The sequence below is a fragment of the Chlorogloeopsis sp. ULAP02 genome (genome assembly GCF_038404745.2).
In the GTDB taxonomy this organism is placed as follows: Bacteria; Cyanobacteriota; Cyanobacteriia; order Cyanobacteriales; family Nostocaceae; genus Chlorogloeopsis.
In genome coordinates, this window is sequence record NZ_JAYKTT020000024.1 from 140,822 (window position 1) to 157,417 (window position 16,596).

Below are 16,596 nucleotides of genomic sequence, written 5' to 3' on the forward strand. Positions count from 1 at the left end.
AACTATTAGCCATAAATAAACTATGATTGACCGTGAACAAGTTCGTAAAGTAGCTCATTTGGCTCGTTTAGAATTGACACCAGAAGAAGAAGAAAAATTCACTACTCAGTTAGGAAGTATTCTCGATTATTTTGAGCAGTTGAGCGAACTGGATGTTAGCAATGTACCACCTACAACACGGGCAATCGATGTCAGTAACGTGACACGCCCTGACGAGTTGCAACCTTACCGCGATCGCGAAGCCATTCTCCAAAGTTCACCACAACAAGAAGGCGAATTTTTCAAAGTGCCAAAAATCCTCAACGAGGAATAGTTAGTAGTTAGTAGTCTATTATCCACTACGCACTAACTACTCCTAAGATTGATGCTTTCTCTACCAAAATGTCACTTAATGTTTGGATGGGCAATGTCCCTGATTACCAAATTTAAAGGAAGCTCATTATGGGTTTGGGAATTCTCAAGGATGGCAAGTGGATATCTGAACGGGAGCAAGAAGATTCAGAAGGTAAATTTATTCGTCCTTCAACCACTTTCCGTAACAAGATTACAGCCGATGGTTCCAGTGGGTTTAAAGCTGAAGGGGGGCGCTATCACTTGTACATTTCTTGGGCTTGCCCTTGGGCGTGCCGCACTGCCATTTTACGCCAGTTAAAAGGACTGCAAGATGCGATCGCTCTATCGGTAGTTGCTCCAGAAATTCACGACAACGGTTGGGAATTCTCAGATGAACCAGGAGCGATTCCCGATTTGGTAAATGGAGCAAACTACCTCTGGCAAATTTATTTAAAAGCCGATCCGAACTACAGTGGACGAGTTACTGTCCCAGTTTTATGGGATACACAAACTAATACAATTGTCAATAACGAATCCCGTGAAATCATGCGGATGTTTGATACCGAATTCAATGACATTGCTACCCGTAATCTAAATTTTTATCCAGAAAATTTGCAAAAAGTTGTTGATGAGGCAATAGATGCCATTTATCAACCGATTAATAACGGTGTGTATCGAGCAGGCTTCGCAACTAAGCAATCGGCCTATGATGAAGCAGTAACAGAATTATTTGCCGCTCTCGATGATTGGGAAAAAGTGTTGTCAGAACAACGCTATTTGTGCGGCAATCAAATTACTGAAGCCGATTGGTGTATGTTTACTACCCTATTCCGCTTCGATAGTGTTTACTATGTCCACTTCAAATGCAACTTACGCCGTATAGTAGACTACCCCAACTTGTGGAATTATCTTAAAGACTTGTACCAGCAGCCAGGAGTGAAGGAAACTTGCAACCTTGACCACATTAAGAGACACTACTACCGTAGCCATCCTCAAGTTAATCCTACTCGCATTGTTCCGAAAGGGCCGTTGATTGATTTTGATGCTCCACACAACCGCGAGCGATTTTTTGCATAATGAATGATAACCCTAGTTGATGGAGTGCGTGATTTGAGGGTGTAGCCTTGCAGGTAAATTTTTAACAATACTTCAGCAGTTATGCCCAGACTATGCCATAATCGCTACATTCTCTGCTGCTGAGTGGAATAGGTTACATTTTATGGTGTCAGGAATGAAAATATGGCAAAGCCACGACTAGGGGGGAAATTACTCTCATTTGCTTTTATTGGTTTTTGTTTTTGTATAGGTATTGGTATAGGAGTTGTGATTCGCTATGGGCGATCGCAAGCCACAAACACACCTGAGGTACCCAACAACACAACACCAGAACCTTACTATTTGCCAGATTCTGATTCACCACCATACATAAAAGAGCCGACTTATACAGACTCCATCACCATCCAAGCAGTTGGAGATATAATTCCCGGTACAAATTTTCCTGATCACAGACTGCCAAGCGATCGCAACCAACTAATTCCAAAGTCAGTCAGAGTATACTTGCAAAGAGCTGATATTCTCTTCGGTAACTTTGAAAGTAGCTTAACCAAATATCGATACACAGCTAAAGACATTAGTCGCCAACAAGTTTTTGCCTTTCGCTCTCCACCTGAGTATGCCCAGTTGTTTGCCGATGTTGGCTTTGATGTGATGAATATAGCCAACAATCATGCCTTAGACTTCGGTGTGGTAGGGTTTGGAGATACAATCAAAAATTTTGCTGGCGTTGGCATACAAACATTAGGGCATAAAAATCAAATTCTTTTGTTAAAAGCAAAGAATATTCCAGTTGCAATGATTGGATTTGCACCTTATAAATCTTATAATTCAATTCATGATTTAAAAGCCGCCAAAATCCTTGTCGCAGAAGCTAAAGCACGAGCAAATATTGTAATTGTCTCCATGCACGCAGGAGCAGAAGGAACGGGTGCAATGCGAGTTAAAAATAAAACAGAGTTTTTCTATGGAGAAAACCGAGGTAATTCGCTTCAGTTTGCTCGCACAATGATTAATGTAGGAGCAGATTTAGTCCTCGGACATGGATCGCACGTTCCCAGAGCGATAGAAATATATAAAGGAAAACTCATAGCTTATTCTTTAGGAAATTTTCTCGGATACCGAACTTTATCTACAAAAGCTCAGACTGGTTACTCGATGATTTTAGAAGTAAAGCTAAATTCTGAGGGAGATTTAGTAGCAGGTAAAATTATTCCCGTGCATATGGATCGGCAGGGTATTCCCCATATCGATCAGCAATTCCGAACTGTAAGGCTTCTACGTCATTTAATTAGTAATGATTTTCCTAAAAATGCAGTACAGATTAACAAAAAGGGAGAAATTGCAGTAGCAAATAAGGAAGTGTAAGATTTTTTGAAAAATCAGAAAATTGATGATGAACTTAATAATAGATAGTCTATTTCAACCTTTCACAAAAATAATATCACACGTATTACAATACCATAATTTTCGCCAATTCTTGAGTTGCTTTGGGTAAATTAGAATGTTATAAAATCCAACCCAAAGTAATGCAGTCATAAAGATGATTGCAAAACTTGTGAGTAGTGTTGTCAAATTAAGATTTGTCAAAAAAGGTATATTAAGAAATCTTCCTACAGGATAAACAAGGAATAAAGAAATCGTAAGTAGTAAACGCCAACTAATATTTTTCTTTTGTGGCGGTGCTAGCTTGTAAGCTGGAAAAGAGCTACACATACCTTTAACAAAGAAACGATGAGTACCTTGAAAATATATGTTATGACTTAACTCATCCCAAACTTTTGCTAAAGGGCAAATTTTTTCAGATAAACAATTTGGACATAAATGATTTATATTCTCAGCCCTCTGCTCTGAAAATAAAGATTCAGAATACTGTAAATACTCTTTGTCTTTAGTTTCCCTTTTCACCTGCTTTCTGGAAACGTTGATTTGTGACGGCATTGACATTTACCAATTTGTAAGTTGTTGTTTTATCTTGGTTTTAAGTTCCTTAACTTGTACTTCTAGTTGTGATTTCAGTATTTCAAATTTAGGAATTATTACAGTTTTTGTTTGTTCATATGAGTTTATAGCTATCTGTTTAATATTTATTTCAACTGAAGATATCCAGTTTTGAAGTTGATAATTTTGAACTGAAAAACTAGAACAATTAATAACACCTTCTAATCCTTGTTTTAATAGCTCAATTTTTTCTTGTTGTTGTTCAAATATTTGTTTTAATTTGCCTATGTCAAAGCATAAGTTTAGAATTATTTCACTTGCTTGTTGAATATTTAAAGCATAGATTATTTGCTGTTGCTCCTGAAGCTTTTGTTCTAAAATATCTAGTTGCTGTTGCAAAAACTCTACACTATTATTAGATTGAGACAAAAATTGCTGAGAAGCTTCAACTTGATTTAGTTCAGTTTGGATATTAACTGATGTTAGAGAAACATTATTAAAGTACGATTGTTTTTTAGATAAATCTAACTGCTCTGTCAAATATTCCTTATTTCCTACATAAGAGACTTTATCATCACCTTTTAAAACTGAGTTAATTAATATAGATGGCTCAACAACTACATCAGGTAAAACTAACTTACTTAATCTATTGACAATTTCTTTACCTTCAACTTCAATATAAGCCAACTCACCATCAACCTCAACTGCTATTGATTGAATATTACTATCAAAATTACTTATTTTATAATGCTTGAGTTGAGCATTCATGATACTTATATCAGAGCCATCAGAGTGAATTGTGTTCCCATAATATATTTCAATTAATTCTGGAACATAACTCTCAGATAAATGAGGTTTATTCCAGAAGGTAGCAGTATCAAGGATATCAGTTGGGTGTTGTTCTGCAAAGACTGCTATTTCTGCTGGAAGCTTTGCAAACTGTTGTAAATCAAAATTTGCAAACTGTTTTTTTTCATCCATTTGAGAAACTCCTAAGAAGATGCCGGATTAATGAATATACCAAAGTTTCTGAAGATGCGTTAGAACAGAGTCCATAACGCACCCTACTTATATTTTTGAAAAAATCAAGTCGGATTGTTATATAACTAATTAGCTTTCTTAGATTTAATGATGACAAGATAGTTTCAACTTTTCAGTCGGGAAAGTTCAGAAGTTAAGGTTGGAAAAAGTCGGATAAAATTATTGAATTCACTTCAATATATTTTTACAGCAGATAAACTTCCTGCAAACACTAAGATATTTATTCTCCTGTATAAATATGAGATATCACGTCTTTACTACACAGACGGCAATATATAAATAGGGTATTTTCAACTAATTGAAATAAATTTATTCTCATTCCTCTATAAATAAGTAAACAAACCGACGTTTTCCAACTACAACTCCCGACTTTATCCGACTGACAAGTCAAAGCCATATTGTCATGATTAGAGCAAAGAAAAGTCAACGACTTTATTACTCAAGGCGGTACTTCAGTTTCGTATAGCTAACTATAGCTAGCGAAGCTAAACAGGCTCTTGCAAATGGCTTTTCTTAATTACGTCTACTTATTAATGGAGTTCAAATTATGGAATCCAAGTTGTTTACAGAACTATGTGATCAGCAACAGGAACTTATCTGTGGTGGTGGACAACTCATAGCTGCTGATGAATTTGACTACACAGATTTTGAATATCAAAATGTGAATCTTGCCAAGGTTATTGCTTCAGGTATTAATGGCTCCTTCATCACTAAGGAACTGTCAACCAACTTTGTCTATACCAGTGCTTACGAAGATCTGACGCTGGAATTTGAGCCTGCTGCTAATGGCGATAACGGCGATGACAATGGTAATGGTGGTTTCCCTACCCTGCCTACTCTTTAGTTTTTAGTCTTTCTGAAGATGCTCTTAGGCAGAGTTGTGAGTCTGGTTAACGAATTCAATCAACTGTACAAATTTCTCCTAGATAGATTCCAAAGCATCCTAATCGAGGAGTAAGTCTTTGGAGTCCTTTTAAAAATGTTTGCATTTCATATATATCAAGAAGGTTGAGAGCATGGACACTAAACTTTTTATAGAGTTATCTGATCATCAACAAGAACTTATCTGTGGTGGTGGGCAACTAATAGCTCTTGATGAATTTGACTTTACTGATTTTGAATACCAAAATGTGAATCTTTCCAAGACAATTGCTTCAGGAATTAATGGCTCATTTATCACTAAGGAATTGTCAACTAACTTTGTCTACACAAGTGCTTACGAAGACCTAATGTTAGAATTTGACTAATACTTTGAGGCAGGATTGTGAGGTTAGTTAACTAACTTGGGCAACAGTACAAATTTCTCACATATTGATTCTAGAGTATCCGAATAAAGGAGCCAGTCTCTAGAGTCTCTTCTAATTAATGTTTGTGTTTTATAAACTCTATCAATGAGGTTGAAACAATGAAAACTAAACTTTTTATAGAGCTATCTGATTATCAGCAAGAGCTTATCTGTGGTGGTGGTCAGCTTCTAAATCTTGATGAGTTTGACTATACAGATTTTGAGTATCAAAACGTGAATCTTTCCAAGACAATTGCTTCAGGAATTAATGGCTCATTTATCACCAAGGAACTGTCAACTAACTTTGTCTATACCAGTGCTTACGAAGACCTAATGTTGGAATTTGAGCCTACTTTTGTTGCTGAAGAAGAGGAATAGACAGTATAAATTTCTCCTAAATGGATTCTAGAGCATCCTAATAAATGAGTAAGTCTCTAGAATCTTCCCTAGCAATATTTGCAGTTTGCCAACTTATCAATAGGATTGAGACTGTAGAAATGATCGCTTGTTTATAAGCGTACGTACTTAGTTCGGCAGGAGAAAAACAATGACGTTGAAAGATATTTCTCTGTCAATAGAAGAACTGACAGATGAGACTGCCACTACTATATCGGGAGGAGTTGGGGTATTTGAGGGAGCGATTGTAATTCCTTGGACGCCGCCGAAGAATAGTCCAAAAGTGCCATTTAACGTCTTCTCAAGTGGTTTAAGCAAATCGAGCCAAGCTGATGAATCAGAAAGTCCCGAAGAAACTATTCAGCAGGCAAGCGAAGATATAGAACTTGGTAGAGCTTGGGTTAAAACTGTCAAGAATGCATTCTAAAGATAAGATGCAATCTTTGAGTTTATGAAAATAAAAATAGTTATTTAAGCACTATTTAATTCATTAAAAAATTCAAGTAATAGCAAATTTGAGGTATCAATATGTCTCTTTCAACAATTCCTTTTTCAGAAATATTAATAGAGCTGTCTGAGGAGCAACAACAAATAATAGCTGGTGGCGAAATAGTGATTGTCAAGGAATACAATGAAGAACGTACATACGAAGATTCATCACAAGCAGATTCATCTTCATCACCAACGGGTACAGAAGAAGAAGAAGAAAGCTGCTCCTGCTTTCCCTTTAATAATTTTCCCACCTTAACTACACCTTTTAGAGTTAATGGTCGTGTTGCTCCCGGAAGAAGGTCGCTATTTTGATAGTTTGCCTCTTATTTCTCCCTGATTAATTTTTGAATTCAATGTTTGTGTGAGCAACAAAAGAGAAAAGTAAGGAAGTAATACTTTAGTCTTCCCAAATATTTTTTGTTTCACAATGACTAACATCTATTATCCAAACCAGCCTTCTGTTCTCAATCCAGAACAACTCCAACTTCCTCCAGTTGAAAGAGATGAGTTTCTTCCCCGGATTGGTTCCTGGGCAATCATCGGGGGACTGTTTCTGGTTGGCACATTCGGAGCAGCTATTTCAATATCGGCTGTTCTTAATTACAATGTAGCGGTTAAAGTTCCAGCAACCATTCGTTTTGCTGGAGAACTGCGTTTAATTCAGTCTGCGATCGCAGGAACCGTTGATAGCATAGAAGTTGGAGAAAATCAGATTGTTGAACAAGGGGAAGCTATTGCTCGTCTGAATGACTCTGAGCTTCAGATAAAAAAAAGCCAACTGCAAGAAAGCATTCGGCAGATGTGGTTGCAGTTAGGTCGTGTGGATGCTCAAATTGGAAGTTTAGATACGCAGCTTGTAGCTCAATCCGATTTCTTAAGACGAACCCTCGCTTCTGCTCAAGCAGATTTGGCGAATAGTGAACGCAACTTTCGAGATTTGCAAGTGACGACGAAAGCCGATCTAGCAGAAGCTGAAGTTGCCTTAAAGGTTGCTAAGGAACAGTGGAGACGGTTGTATCAGGAAAATGAATTAGAGGCAACTTTGCATGAAGCCGAGGCTAACTTAAAGATTGCCAAGACTCAGCGAGACCGATTAAAGCAAATATTAGCATCGGGAGCTATTTCTCAAAATCTGTTTGAAGAAAAAGAACAGGCTGTGAAGGCAGCAGAAGCGAAACTTTCCCAGACTAAAGCGTCTGTGAAAAAGCTGTTTGAGGAAAAAGCACAGGCTGTTGAGATTGCAAAAGCAAGGTTGACAAAGGCAAAAACGTCACTCAACCCTAGCAATGCAATTGTAATCGTGGCAATGGAACGAATTGGTTTAGAGTGGGCTAAAGGTCAAGCAACATTAGCAGCCTTAAACAAGGAGCGAGAGAACCTGATTGAAGGACGCATTGAGTTACAAAAGCATTTAGGTCAGATTCACAAAGAACTAACACAAATAGAAACTAACTTAAAACAGACGATTATTCGAGCGCCAATAGCTGGTACACTGCTGCAACTAAAGCTTCGCAACCCAGAGCAAGTTGTCCAACCAGGGGAGGCGATCGCCTATATTGCTCCCATTAATACCCCATTACTAATTGAAGCTCAAGTACCAGCTCAAGACATTGACAATGTAAAACCTGGGCAAAAAGTCAAAATGCAGGTATCCGCTTGTCCTTATACTGACTTTGGCACACTCCAAGGCACTGTCAAAACGGTTGCTCCTGATGCTCTACCCTCCACTATGACTAAAAATGATACGCCTGCTACACCCACTGCCTACAAAGTGACTATTCAACCCCAAACTAACTTTGTTGGAGATGCAAAGCGCCAATGCCAATTACAAGCAGGTATGGAGGGCAGAGCCGATATTATTTCCCGTCAGGAGACAGTTTTGAAGTTCATTCTCAGAAAAACTAGATTGATGGTGGATCTGTAACACCAATTCTGAGTTTGTAGTCAGCACAAAGCGTGCTTACTACTAGACTGGCACGATTTTCATCGCTGATGTCGTGCTATCAGGCTTTCTAGCTCCCGCTTTGTTGAGGTAAGCTTTATGATTCATTTGCTTAACTCTCGTAACGGTTATAAATGTGTCTTACAGGCTAGTGAGGAAGACTGTGGGGCAGCGTGCGTAGCTTCGATTGCAAAATATTATGGACAAACGATCGCTCTCAACCGCAGTCGGGAAGCTGTTGGCACAGGGCAATTGGGAACTACTCTCCTTGGCTTGAAGCGGGGTATGGAAAGCCTGGGTTTCAATGCTCGCTCTGTCAAAGCTACTCCAGAGTTTGTCGATCGCATTCAAGAAGTACCTCTGCCAGCGATCGTCCATTGGCGGGGAAATCACTGGGTTGTACTGTACGGCAAGCGGGGCAAAAAGTATGCGATCGCCGATCCAGCAGTGGGCATTCGGTATCTCAAACGCCAGGATTTTGTTGCCGCTTGGAATGGAATTATGCTTCTGGTGGAGCCAGATCCAGAGCGCTTTTTCGTTCAACCTCAAGATGAACAAAAAAGTGGCTTTGGCAGATTTCTAAGGCGGGTGTGGCCTTACCGAGGGCTACTGGCAGAGGCATTGCTGATCAATATTGTTTTGGGACTCCTTGCCTTAGGCAACCCAGTCCTGATCCAACTTCTCACGGACGATGTTTTGGTGCGGCAAGATACTCAACTACTGACTGTGGTGATAGTGGCTGTCATTCTCATGACTCTGTTTAGCAGTAGCTTGCGACTGTTGCAAGCTACGATGATTTCTCATTTTGGTCAGCGATTACAGCTAGGATTGGTCTTAGAGTTTGGTCGCAAGCTCCTTCAACTACCCTTGACTTTCTACGAAACTCGTCGCAGTGGTGAGATTACTAGCCGCTTACGGGATATCAATGAAATTAATCAGTTAGTTTCCCAAGTTGTGATCCTACTACCCAGCCAGTTTTTTGTGGCAGTGGTGTCTTTTGGTTTCATGCTGTTCTACAGCTGGAAACTAACCCTTACGGTAATTACGATCGCAGGAGTAATGGCTCTTACCAACCTACCATTTCTGCCCGTGCTGCGGCAAAAGACTCGTCAACTCTTGGTTTTAGCAGCAGAAAATCAAGGGGTTTTGGTTGAAACTTTTAAAGGCGCTCAGGTTGTCAAAACCACAAATGCCGCTCCCCAGTTTTGGGACGAATTCCAAAGTCGCTTTGGTCGTCTAGCAAATGTTACATATAGTACAATTCAAATCAGTATTATTAACGGGACATTTTCACAATTTGTAGGTGGTATTGGTGGTGTAATTTTACTTGGATTGGGAAGTACGTTAGTCATTTCCAAGGAATTCAGTATCGGTCAATTACTAGCATTCAATGTTTTACAGGGTAATGTTTTAGTCTTTTTAGGCACCATATTGGGCTTAACTGATGAGTATTTTCGCGCCCAAACCGCCGTAAATCGACTAGTGGAGGTTATAGATGCTACCCCTGAAACCTTAGGAGAGACTCAAAAGCCGTTTGCCATTTTGCCAGGAGATGCCGATATCTGCTGTAGCAATATTAACTTTCATCACGCAGGTCGTATCGATCTGCTCAATGATTTTTCCCTTACACTTCCCGGTGGGAGAGCGATCGCCCTGATTGGCAAGTCTGGCTGTGGCAAAAGTACCTTAGCAAAGCTGATTGCCGGTCTTTATCAGCCCCAGTCTGGCAATATTCGGATTGGCTTTTACAATATGCAGGATCTTTCTCTAGAATGTCTGCGACAACAAATTGTCTACGTACCGCAAGAACCCCATTTTTGGAGTCGCTCAATTCTGGAGAACTTCCGCTTAGGAAGTCCCTATATTTCCTTTGAAGAAATTGTCAAAGCCTGCCAGATTGCCGATGCTGATAGCTTTATCAGTCAATTGCCCAACAACTATCAAACCGTTCTCGGAGAATTTGGGGCGAATCTTTCTGGGGGACAGCGTCAACGACTAGCGATCGCCAGAGCCATTGTCAGCGATCCACCCATCCTAATTATGGATGAATCAACGGCGAGTTTAGATCCTGTGAGTGAAGCTCAAATCCTAGATCGGCTTCTAGCCCATCGCCAAGGTAAAACCACGATTTTAATTACACACCGACCTAGAGTCATCAATTACTGTGATTGGGTTGTTCTCCTAGAGCAGGGGCGATTGAAACTACAAGGGCCGCGGCTGGAACTACAATCTGTTCCAGGTGACCATTTAAAATTCTTAACTCCTTAAATAGTAAGAAATTATGTTCAATTCTGTATTGTTCAAGTCCTAAGGTACGATGAATATATTGCTCTCATGTAGCAATTATTTTGCTAGCATCCGCTGTCTTTGCGTCGATAAATTTTTGTATACCTAAAATGGCAGCGTTAAGGCGATGGTGCGATACACCCGCCGGAGGCGATCGCTGCTGTCTGTACTATCTATTTTTTAATTAAGGTAACTACCTTTCCTAAGGGCGATCATAGCTTTCCTGCTACAGATGCCAGGGAAAGCGTCTGCAAAGCGCCAGAGAAAAAAATGATGATGTCAGAGAGCAACTCCTTAATCACTTTTGAACCTACTTCAGATGATAGCTGTAGAGAGGTTTTTTCTCGGTCTCCTATTCTCTCAAGTTCTGAAGTAGGCTGGAACAGCATCGATCTTAGTTATCATCTATTACCTGCTGCTCATGAAACTCCTGAATTTTTTAATACTCGGCATACGGTGGTTATTCAAACCCCAGTTTTATCTTTAGTAAAACTAGAACGAAAACTTGACAATCGCTGGAGAAACGAATCTTTTAAGCAAGGCGACTCCATTGTCTACCCTGCCAATGTCCCTCGCCTCGAACGTTGGCATCACAAAGCAAGAAAGGAATGGGGTTCGATAAATTTGTGTTTTGAACCCAATCTTGTCGCAACGATTGCTCGTGAAGTTGTCGATCCAGATCGCGTCGAACTGATTTGCCCAGCACCACAGCCCGATCCACTCATAGAGCATATTGGCTTAACCCTCAAAACCGAACTAGAGTCTGATGCGGCTGGCAGTTATCTTTATGCTGAATCAGCGGCTACACTTCTAAGCGTGCATCTGCTCAAAAAGTATTCTACCCTTCAACCAAATTTGCCAGAGTACCAAGATGGATTGCCTCAGCACTATCTCAAGCAAGTCATCGACTATATTCATGCCCACCTTGACGAGAATATCAGGTTGGCTGAACTGGCAAACCTTGCGAACATGAGCCAGTATTACTTTTGTCGCTTGTTCAAGCAGTCGATGGGTATTTCTCCCCACCATTATTTGATTCAACAACGGGTGGAGCGAGCAAAGCAGTTATTGAAATTGCAAGGGTGGACAATAGCTGATATTGCTCTGGAGTGTGGCTTCTACAATCAAACTCACCTGACTAAACACTTTCGACAAATGACTGGAACCACTCCTAAAGCTTATGCGATCGCTTGTCGTTAGAGGGAACAGGGGACAGGGGATAGGGAAACAGGAAACAGGTGACAGGTGACAGGAGATAGGGGACAGGGGATAGGGAAACAGGAGACAGGTGACAGGGGACAGGAGATAGGGGACAGGGGATAGGGGAACAGTATAAAGAATGTGTAATTAATTTTGTTGAAGTACTTATTTAGTAGGCATACGGACATCCGGAGGGCTGTAAAACTGATTTAGCAACGGTTTGCAGACTTAATTTATCAAGAAAGAATTTAGAAGTCAGACAGTCATGTAATAAATCACACAACGAGGGCGTGAAAATTTGACTCTTCCTACACTCCTACACCCTTATACCCCCACACCCATTTTCAAGACAGGCTAAATGCCAACTAATTCCGATCACACTACTCACACGGCATGAATGGCTATCCATTAAGGACACTAATGTCTTTTGAAAGACTCAATCAAATCAACGACTATCGACAGTTGGGCAACACTAATTTGTACGTTTCGCCATTCTGTCTGGGTACCATGAGCTTTGGTACTGATTGGGGTTGGGGAGCAGACAGAGCCGAAAGCCATAGAATGTTTAACCTCTACATCGAACGAGGGGGAAACTTTATTGATACTGCCAATCACTATACCAACGGTACCAGCGAAACCTTTTTGGGAGAATTCATCGGCAATCTTCGAGATCGGTTAATTGTTGGTACTCACTACAGTATTTTCACACAGCGCGGAGATTCCACTTCTAGTGGCGATCGTGTCAAAAACATGGTTCATTCACTGGAAACAAGCCTCAGACGCCTGCGAACTGATTATATCGACATCTACTGGATTCACCACTGGGTATTTGGCACCCCAGTTGAAGATGTGATGCGAGTACTAGATCAGGTGGTGCAATCGGGCAAAATTCTTTACGTAGGCGTGTCGAATACTCCTGCTTGGAAGATTGCTCAAGCAAATGCGATCGCCCAACTGCGTGATTGGAGTTTTTTAGTTGGTGTGCAAGTGGAATACAACTTAATTAATCGTATGGCAGAACGAGACATCATTCCGATGGCTAACGATTTACAGATGGGTGTTGTGGCAACTTCCCCCTTAGCTGGGGGTATCCTAACTGGAAAATACAACCAACTCGCCCTTGCCAGACAAATCTCTGTTTCTGAAATTCTTGCACGTATTGATTGTACAACTGCTCGCGCATCATTGAATCAAGAAATTGGCCGATTAAATTTGTATAACTTGGCGATTTCGCTTGAATTAATGGAAATTGCTCGTCAAATAGACCGTTCTCCTAGTCAAGTTGCTTTAAACTGGTTGCTGCAACAGTCAGACATCACTAGCACTATCCTGGGTGCTCGTACCAGTCGGCAACTAGAAGAAAACTTAGGTTCTTTAGAGTTTCAACTGGATATGACACAACTTGCTGATGTGGATGCAATTAATCCGACTGATTCAGATGTACTCTATGGTGATACCGTATACTGTGAAGTTCAAGATATCCTCTTAGAATCAGCCCGTGTTGTTGACTTGAATCAATGAAGAAGAAGCCAGAAGTCAGGAGAAAATTAGGACAAGGGGCTGGGGGAGACAAGGAGACAAGCAGCAAGAACATCATTCAGATTTCCCCACCTCCCCGTGTCCTCTTCTGTTCCCCGTTCCCTATTTCTATTAACGTGCTAAAATTCGTTTTGTCATATACTCCATCACCATTGGCTGGAGTGTAAAGCCGTCTGAAGTGTTTTCAATCAGCGATCGCTGCCTTAGAGATCTCAAAGCTTCTGGCAAGTTAACTCCTGAGCCAGAGAGGAAAATTTTCTCTTGCAACTGTGGAATGCTCACGGGTTTACCCTTTCTTGATAGCCAACACATAATTTCTCGCTCTAAAGTTGGCAAGCGATTAAATTGTTGATCTAATAAGTTCCAAAGCTCGTCAAAAATTAAAACTCCTTGCCTCAAATATTCTAAAAATTCCGAGAGATTGCCATCAAACAACTCTTGAATGCCCGCAGCCACAATCTTGAGAGCGAGAGGATTGCCTCCATAGTAATCAATCAAGGCTTTCCATTCTTCGTCAGTTCCAGAGAAGCTTCCCTTAGCTCTCAAAATTTCCCGCGCAGCTTCAAATTGCATCCCCCTCAATTGTAAGCAGCGTACAGGCAGAGTTTCTCCCTCTTCTGCTGCCAATCCTTCAGGTTTCTCGCGAGTCGTTAACAGCAAGCTGCTCTGGTGGTTGCTCTTTCCTATACATAGAAAGAACTGACTATAGTCTTCATATCCCTCTCGATAACAACCACTACGTTCACCACTTTGCAGAATTGACTCCGCACCATCTAGAACTAACAGCCAGCGGGAGGCACGTAACCATTCTAGTAAAAGTAGTATTTTGCGATCGCAAGAACTCGGTAAATTATCACTAGCTTGGCTGCTAAGAGATTGGAGAAGAGTAGCCAAAGTTTCTGCCAGGAAAGGAGCATTGTGAAGACTACGCCAAACAAGCCCCTCAAATTTGTCTTGAACCAACTCAGCCAGCTTTGCTGCTAGAGCCGTTTTACCCATCCCGCCCATGCCCTGAAGTATTACTAGGCGACAGTGATCTTGAACAATCCATTCCTCAAGAGTGGTTAGTTCTTGATGACGTCCATAAAAAGTTGAGACATCCGGAGCATCACCCCAATCGAGGTGTTGCTTTGTTGTTTCTATTTTCTGTTTTTCTCTCCAGTGAGGAGGTAAATCTTCAGCGTTCTGCATACGTCGTTCTAGTACTGCCTTAAAATTTTTTTTCCCAACCCTTTCCCCTAATTCCTCAGAAAGTTGCTGCCATAAACTTGCTGCGACGTCCTTAATATGTCCTTCAGAACAGTGAGTAGCTTCAGCTATGTCTTCATATTTCCTGTCTTCCCAAGCACCCTTCAAGATATCTCTTTGCAAACTATTCAAAGTCTTGCCTTGCTTTGCTGAAATTATCGATTCGGCAAATTTTAATGCTGGAGAAGTATAAATAACCTCGGCAATGTCTTCATATTTATGATCTTCCCAAGCATTCTTCAACATTTGCCTTTGTAAAATGTTCAAAGGTTTGCCCTGTATAGCTAAGTTTGGTGACTCAACAAGAGTTAAATCCTGATCTAGTTGGTGTGTGCGATTTTTGTTGAGTGAATTTTGCTGAACATACATAAATCCAAGCAGCTTTGATTAAGATTGAGCACATATTATTTTCAAATAGTGGTCAAGAGCACTATTTAAACCAAATTAGCTGTAATATTTAGTGACCAAATTCAAAAAAGTCATGAATTTCACCAATTGGCGAGCGGGAGTCTTGTTTCAAAATTTTGGAATAGCCTGTTAATCAAGAGTTTTAATCCAAAATCACGCCAGATGGATGCTACAACCCCAGGTGCTACAACGCGCTTAACCCCCAAGGGTGCACTGGCTCTAAAATCCAAAATTGATGTTACCGACTGTCCCAGGATGAAATTTTAGATAACAGTAGTTAACAGTGACAATAAAGTCAAAAGAGTTGCTACAGTTGTTTTTTAAACTGTTTGCGTGTTGGAATGTGAATACAGTCTAGGACAATCTATCACTCAAAAAATTTGTTTTTTAAGTTCTACTTCGTATTTATTTGTAGAAGTAATATATATTTATTTTCCTAAAATGGTAGGTAGAGAGAGTCAGGAGAAACTACAAATATTGCATCTGTTTTTATGCGATTTTAATCGCAAGACACCAAAAAAACGGTAGAGATTATTCTTTAGCAAAAAGAATCAATTCATAACATTCAACCACGGGAAAATTTCACAACCAAGAATGAAAGCATCTCTTCCCTGGTTTCTTTCCTCAATCCTATTTTTAGATGAAAAAAGGTTTTAAAACAAAAGGTTTAGAGTTTACAGCAAATTTCATTTATTTGAACCACAATTTTTTGTCGGGGAGCCAGTGCGGTGGTGAGCCAGCGCTCTTGGTAGGGTTTCCCTCCACAGGCGACTGGCGTAGACGCCGAAGGCGGCTTCTGTAAGTAAGGGTTTCCCGGCATAAAGGAGCTAGCGCGTTGCGGGGGTTCCCCCCGTTGAAGCGACTGGCGTCAAGTGGCGTCAACTGGCGTGCGGGTTTAGCAGATATCCTTTCGGTTTGAGCTAGAGATTGAAACAAAACCCACCCTTACAGTGTTGTGTGGTCTGTTCAGCTGAAATGACTGTAATTTTTGTACATTATAAGCAAAGTTTTGTGTTATACCAAATTGGCGAGCGGGAATCTTGTTTCAAAATTTTGGAATAGCCTGTTAATCGAGGGTTTTAATCCAAAATCTAAAATCCAAAATCCAAAATTGGTATTAGCTCAGAGTTTAGCAGCTTATAATTTTGCAACAAATCAGGAGCAGCAGTCCTGTAACCAGAACAAGAGCCTCTGGCTATCCCATTTGAATGGGAAAAGATACTAGAGAGGGCTAAGGTAATGGAAGCAGTAAGGATTTCTAGATATTCCTTAGGTATAGACTAAAAGCCAATTATTATGGTCTAAACTTAAGATTAAAGACTTATCAAAGAAATATCTCAGAGATTCTTGCTATTTTTACTACCTTCCTTACGATATTCTTGCGATTGCCAGTAAATGATTTTTACGTTTTCCCTATTACCAAATAGAAGTA

General features: G+C 40.3%; 16 protein-coding genes. 12 read left to right on the top strand and 4 right to left on the bottom strand.

The window, feature by feature from the left end; all coding sequences use genetic code 11:
- Window positions 1–22: 22 nt before the first annotated feature.
- The 3 genes from gatC to U2718_RS12690 all read left to right on the top strand — a co-directional run bounded on the left by gatC (window position 23) and on the right by U2718_RS12690 (window position 2,754).
- The gene (gene gatC / locus U2718_RS12680; RefSeq protein ID WP_341998469.1) at window positions 23–313 is read left to right on the top strand and encodes an Asp-tRNA(Asn)/Glu-tRNA(Gln) amidotransferase subunit GatC; all 291 of its coding nucleotides are present in this window, start codon (window positions 23–25) and stop codon (window positions 311–313) included.
- A 128-nt stretch (window positions 314–441) separates the two neighbouring features.
- Window positions 442–1,410, top strand: a complete 969-nt coding sequence (locus U2718_RS12685; protein ID WP_341998470.1) for a glutathione S-transferase family protein — start codon at window positions 442–444, stop codon at window positions 1,408–1,410.
- 162 nt (window positions 1,411–1,572) lie between these two features.
- Window positions 1,573–2,754: a CapA family protein gene (locus tag U2718_RS12690; protein WP_341998471.1), complete on the top strand. Its 1,182-nt coding sequence runs from the start codon at window positions 1,573–1,575 to the stop codon at window positions 2,752–2,754.
- A gap of 54 nt (window positions 2,755–2,808) precedes the next feature.
- Here U2718_RS12690 and U2718_RS12695 read toward each other — a convergent pair whose 3' ends face one another.
- Both U2718_RS12695 and U2718_RS12700 read right to left on the bottom strand, forming a co-directional pair.
- Window positions 2,809–3,327: a hypothetical protein gene (locus U2718_RS12695; protein ID WP_411813273.1), complete on the bottom strand. Its 519-nt coding sequence runs from the start codon at window positions 3,325–3,327 to the stop codon at window positions 2,809–2,811.
- 6 nt (window positions 3,328–3,333) lie between these two features.
- Window positions 3,334–4,308, bottom strand: coding sequence for a hypothetical protein (locus U2718_RS12700; protein WP_341998474.1), 975 nt, complete (start codon window positions 4,306–4,308; stop codon window positions 3,334–3,336).
- Window positions 4,309–4,915: 607 nt separating this feature from the next.
- Between U2718_RS12700 and U2718_RS12705 the strand changes: the two genes are divergently transcribed.
- From U2718_RS12705 to U2718_RS12745, 9 genes are all read left to right on the top strand, one after another.
- Window positions 4,916–5,212 carry a CTB family bacteriocin gene (locus U2718_RS12705; RefSeq protein WP_341998476.1) on the top strand — a complete coding sequence of 99 codons (297 nt, stop codon included), beginning with the start codon at window positions 4,916–4,918 and terminating at the stop codon, window positions 5,210–5,212.
- A 172-nt stretch (window positions 5,213–5,384) separates the two neighbouring features.
- The gene (locus U2718_RS12710) at window positions 5,385–5,615 is read left to right on the top strand and encodes a CTB family bacteriocin (protein ID WP_341998477.1); all 231 of its coding nucleotides are present in this window, start codon (window positions 5,385–5,387) and stop codon (window positions 5,613–5,615) included.
- Window positions 5,616–5,773: 158 nt separating this feature from the next.
- Window positions 5,774–6,031: a CTB family bacteriocin gene (locus U2718_RS12715; RefSeq protein WP_341998479.1), complete on the top strand. Its 258-nt coding sequence runs from the start codon at window positions 5,774–5,776 to the stop codon at window positions 6,029–6,031.
- Window positions 6,032–6,200: 169 nt separating this feature from the next.
- Entirely contained in the window at window positions 6,201–6,476 is a 276-nt protein-coding gene (locus U2718_RS12720) for a hypothetical protein (RefSeq protein ID WP_341998480.1), read from the top strand.
- Window positions 6,477–6,577: 101 nt separating this feature from the next.
- Window positions 6,578–6,853 carry a bacteriocin gene (locus U2718_RS12725; protein WP_341998482.1) on the top strand — a complete coding sequence of 92 codons (276 nt, stop codon included), beginning with the start codon at window positions 6,578–6,580 and terminating at the stop codon, window positions 6,851–6,853.
- Between the two features lie 115 nt (window positions 6,854–6,968).
- On the top strand, window positions 6,969–8,465 hold the full coding sequence (locus U2718_RS12730) for an HlyD family secretion protein (RefSeq protein ID WP_341998484.1): 1,497 nt from the start codon (window positions 6,969–6,971) through the stop codon (window positions 8,463–8,465).
- Between the two features lie 117 nt (window positions 8,466–8,582).
- Window positions 8,583–10,751 (top strand): peptidase domain-containing ABC transporter, encoded by a 2,169-nt coding sequence (locus U2718_RS12735; RefSeq protein WP_341998486.1) that lies wholly within the window; start codon window positions 8,583–8,585, stop codon window positions 10,749–10,751.
- 288 nt (window positions 10,752–11,039) lie between these two features.
- On the top strand, window positions 11,040–11,969 hold the full coding sequence (locus tag U2718_RS12740) for an AraC family transcriptional regulator (protein ID WP_341998488.1): 930 nt from the start codon (window positions 11,040–11,042) through the stop codon (window positions 11,967–11,969).
- 420 nt (window positions 11,970–12,389) lie between these two features.
- Complete coding sequence (locus U2718_RS12745) at window positions 12,390–13,490, top strand: aldo/keto reductase (RefSeq protein WP_341998492.1); 1,101 nt, start codon at window positions 12,390–12,392, stop codon at window positions 13,488–13,490.
- Between the two features lie 129 nt (window positions 13,491–13,619).
- On the opposite strand, the gene U2718_RS12750 is transcribed toward U2718_RS12745, so the two are convergent.
- Together U2718_RS12750 and U2718_RS12755 are read right to left on the bottom strand one after the other, a co-directional pair.
- Window positions 13,620–15,125 (bottom strand): NB-ARC domain-containing protein, encoded by a 1,506-nt coding sequence (locus U2718_RS12750; RefSeq protein WP_341998493.1) that lies wholly within the window; start codon window positions 15,123–15,125, stop codon window positions 13,620–13,622.
- Window positions 15,126–15,854: 729 nt separating this feature from the next.
- Window positions 15,855–16,100, bottom strand: coding sequence for a hypothetical protein (locus U2718_RS12755; RefSeq protein ID WP_341998495.1), 246 nt, complete (start codon window positions 16,098–16,100; stop codon window positions 15,855–15,857).
- Window positions 16,101–16,596: the final 496 nt, after the last annotated feature.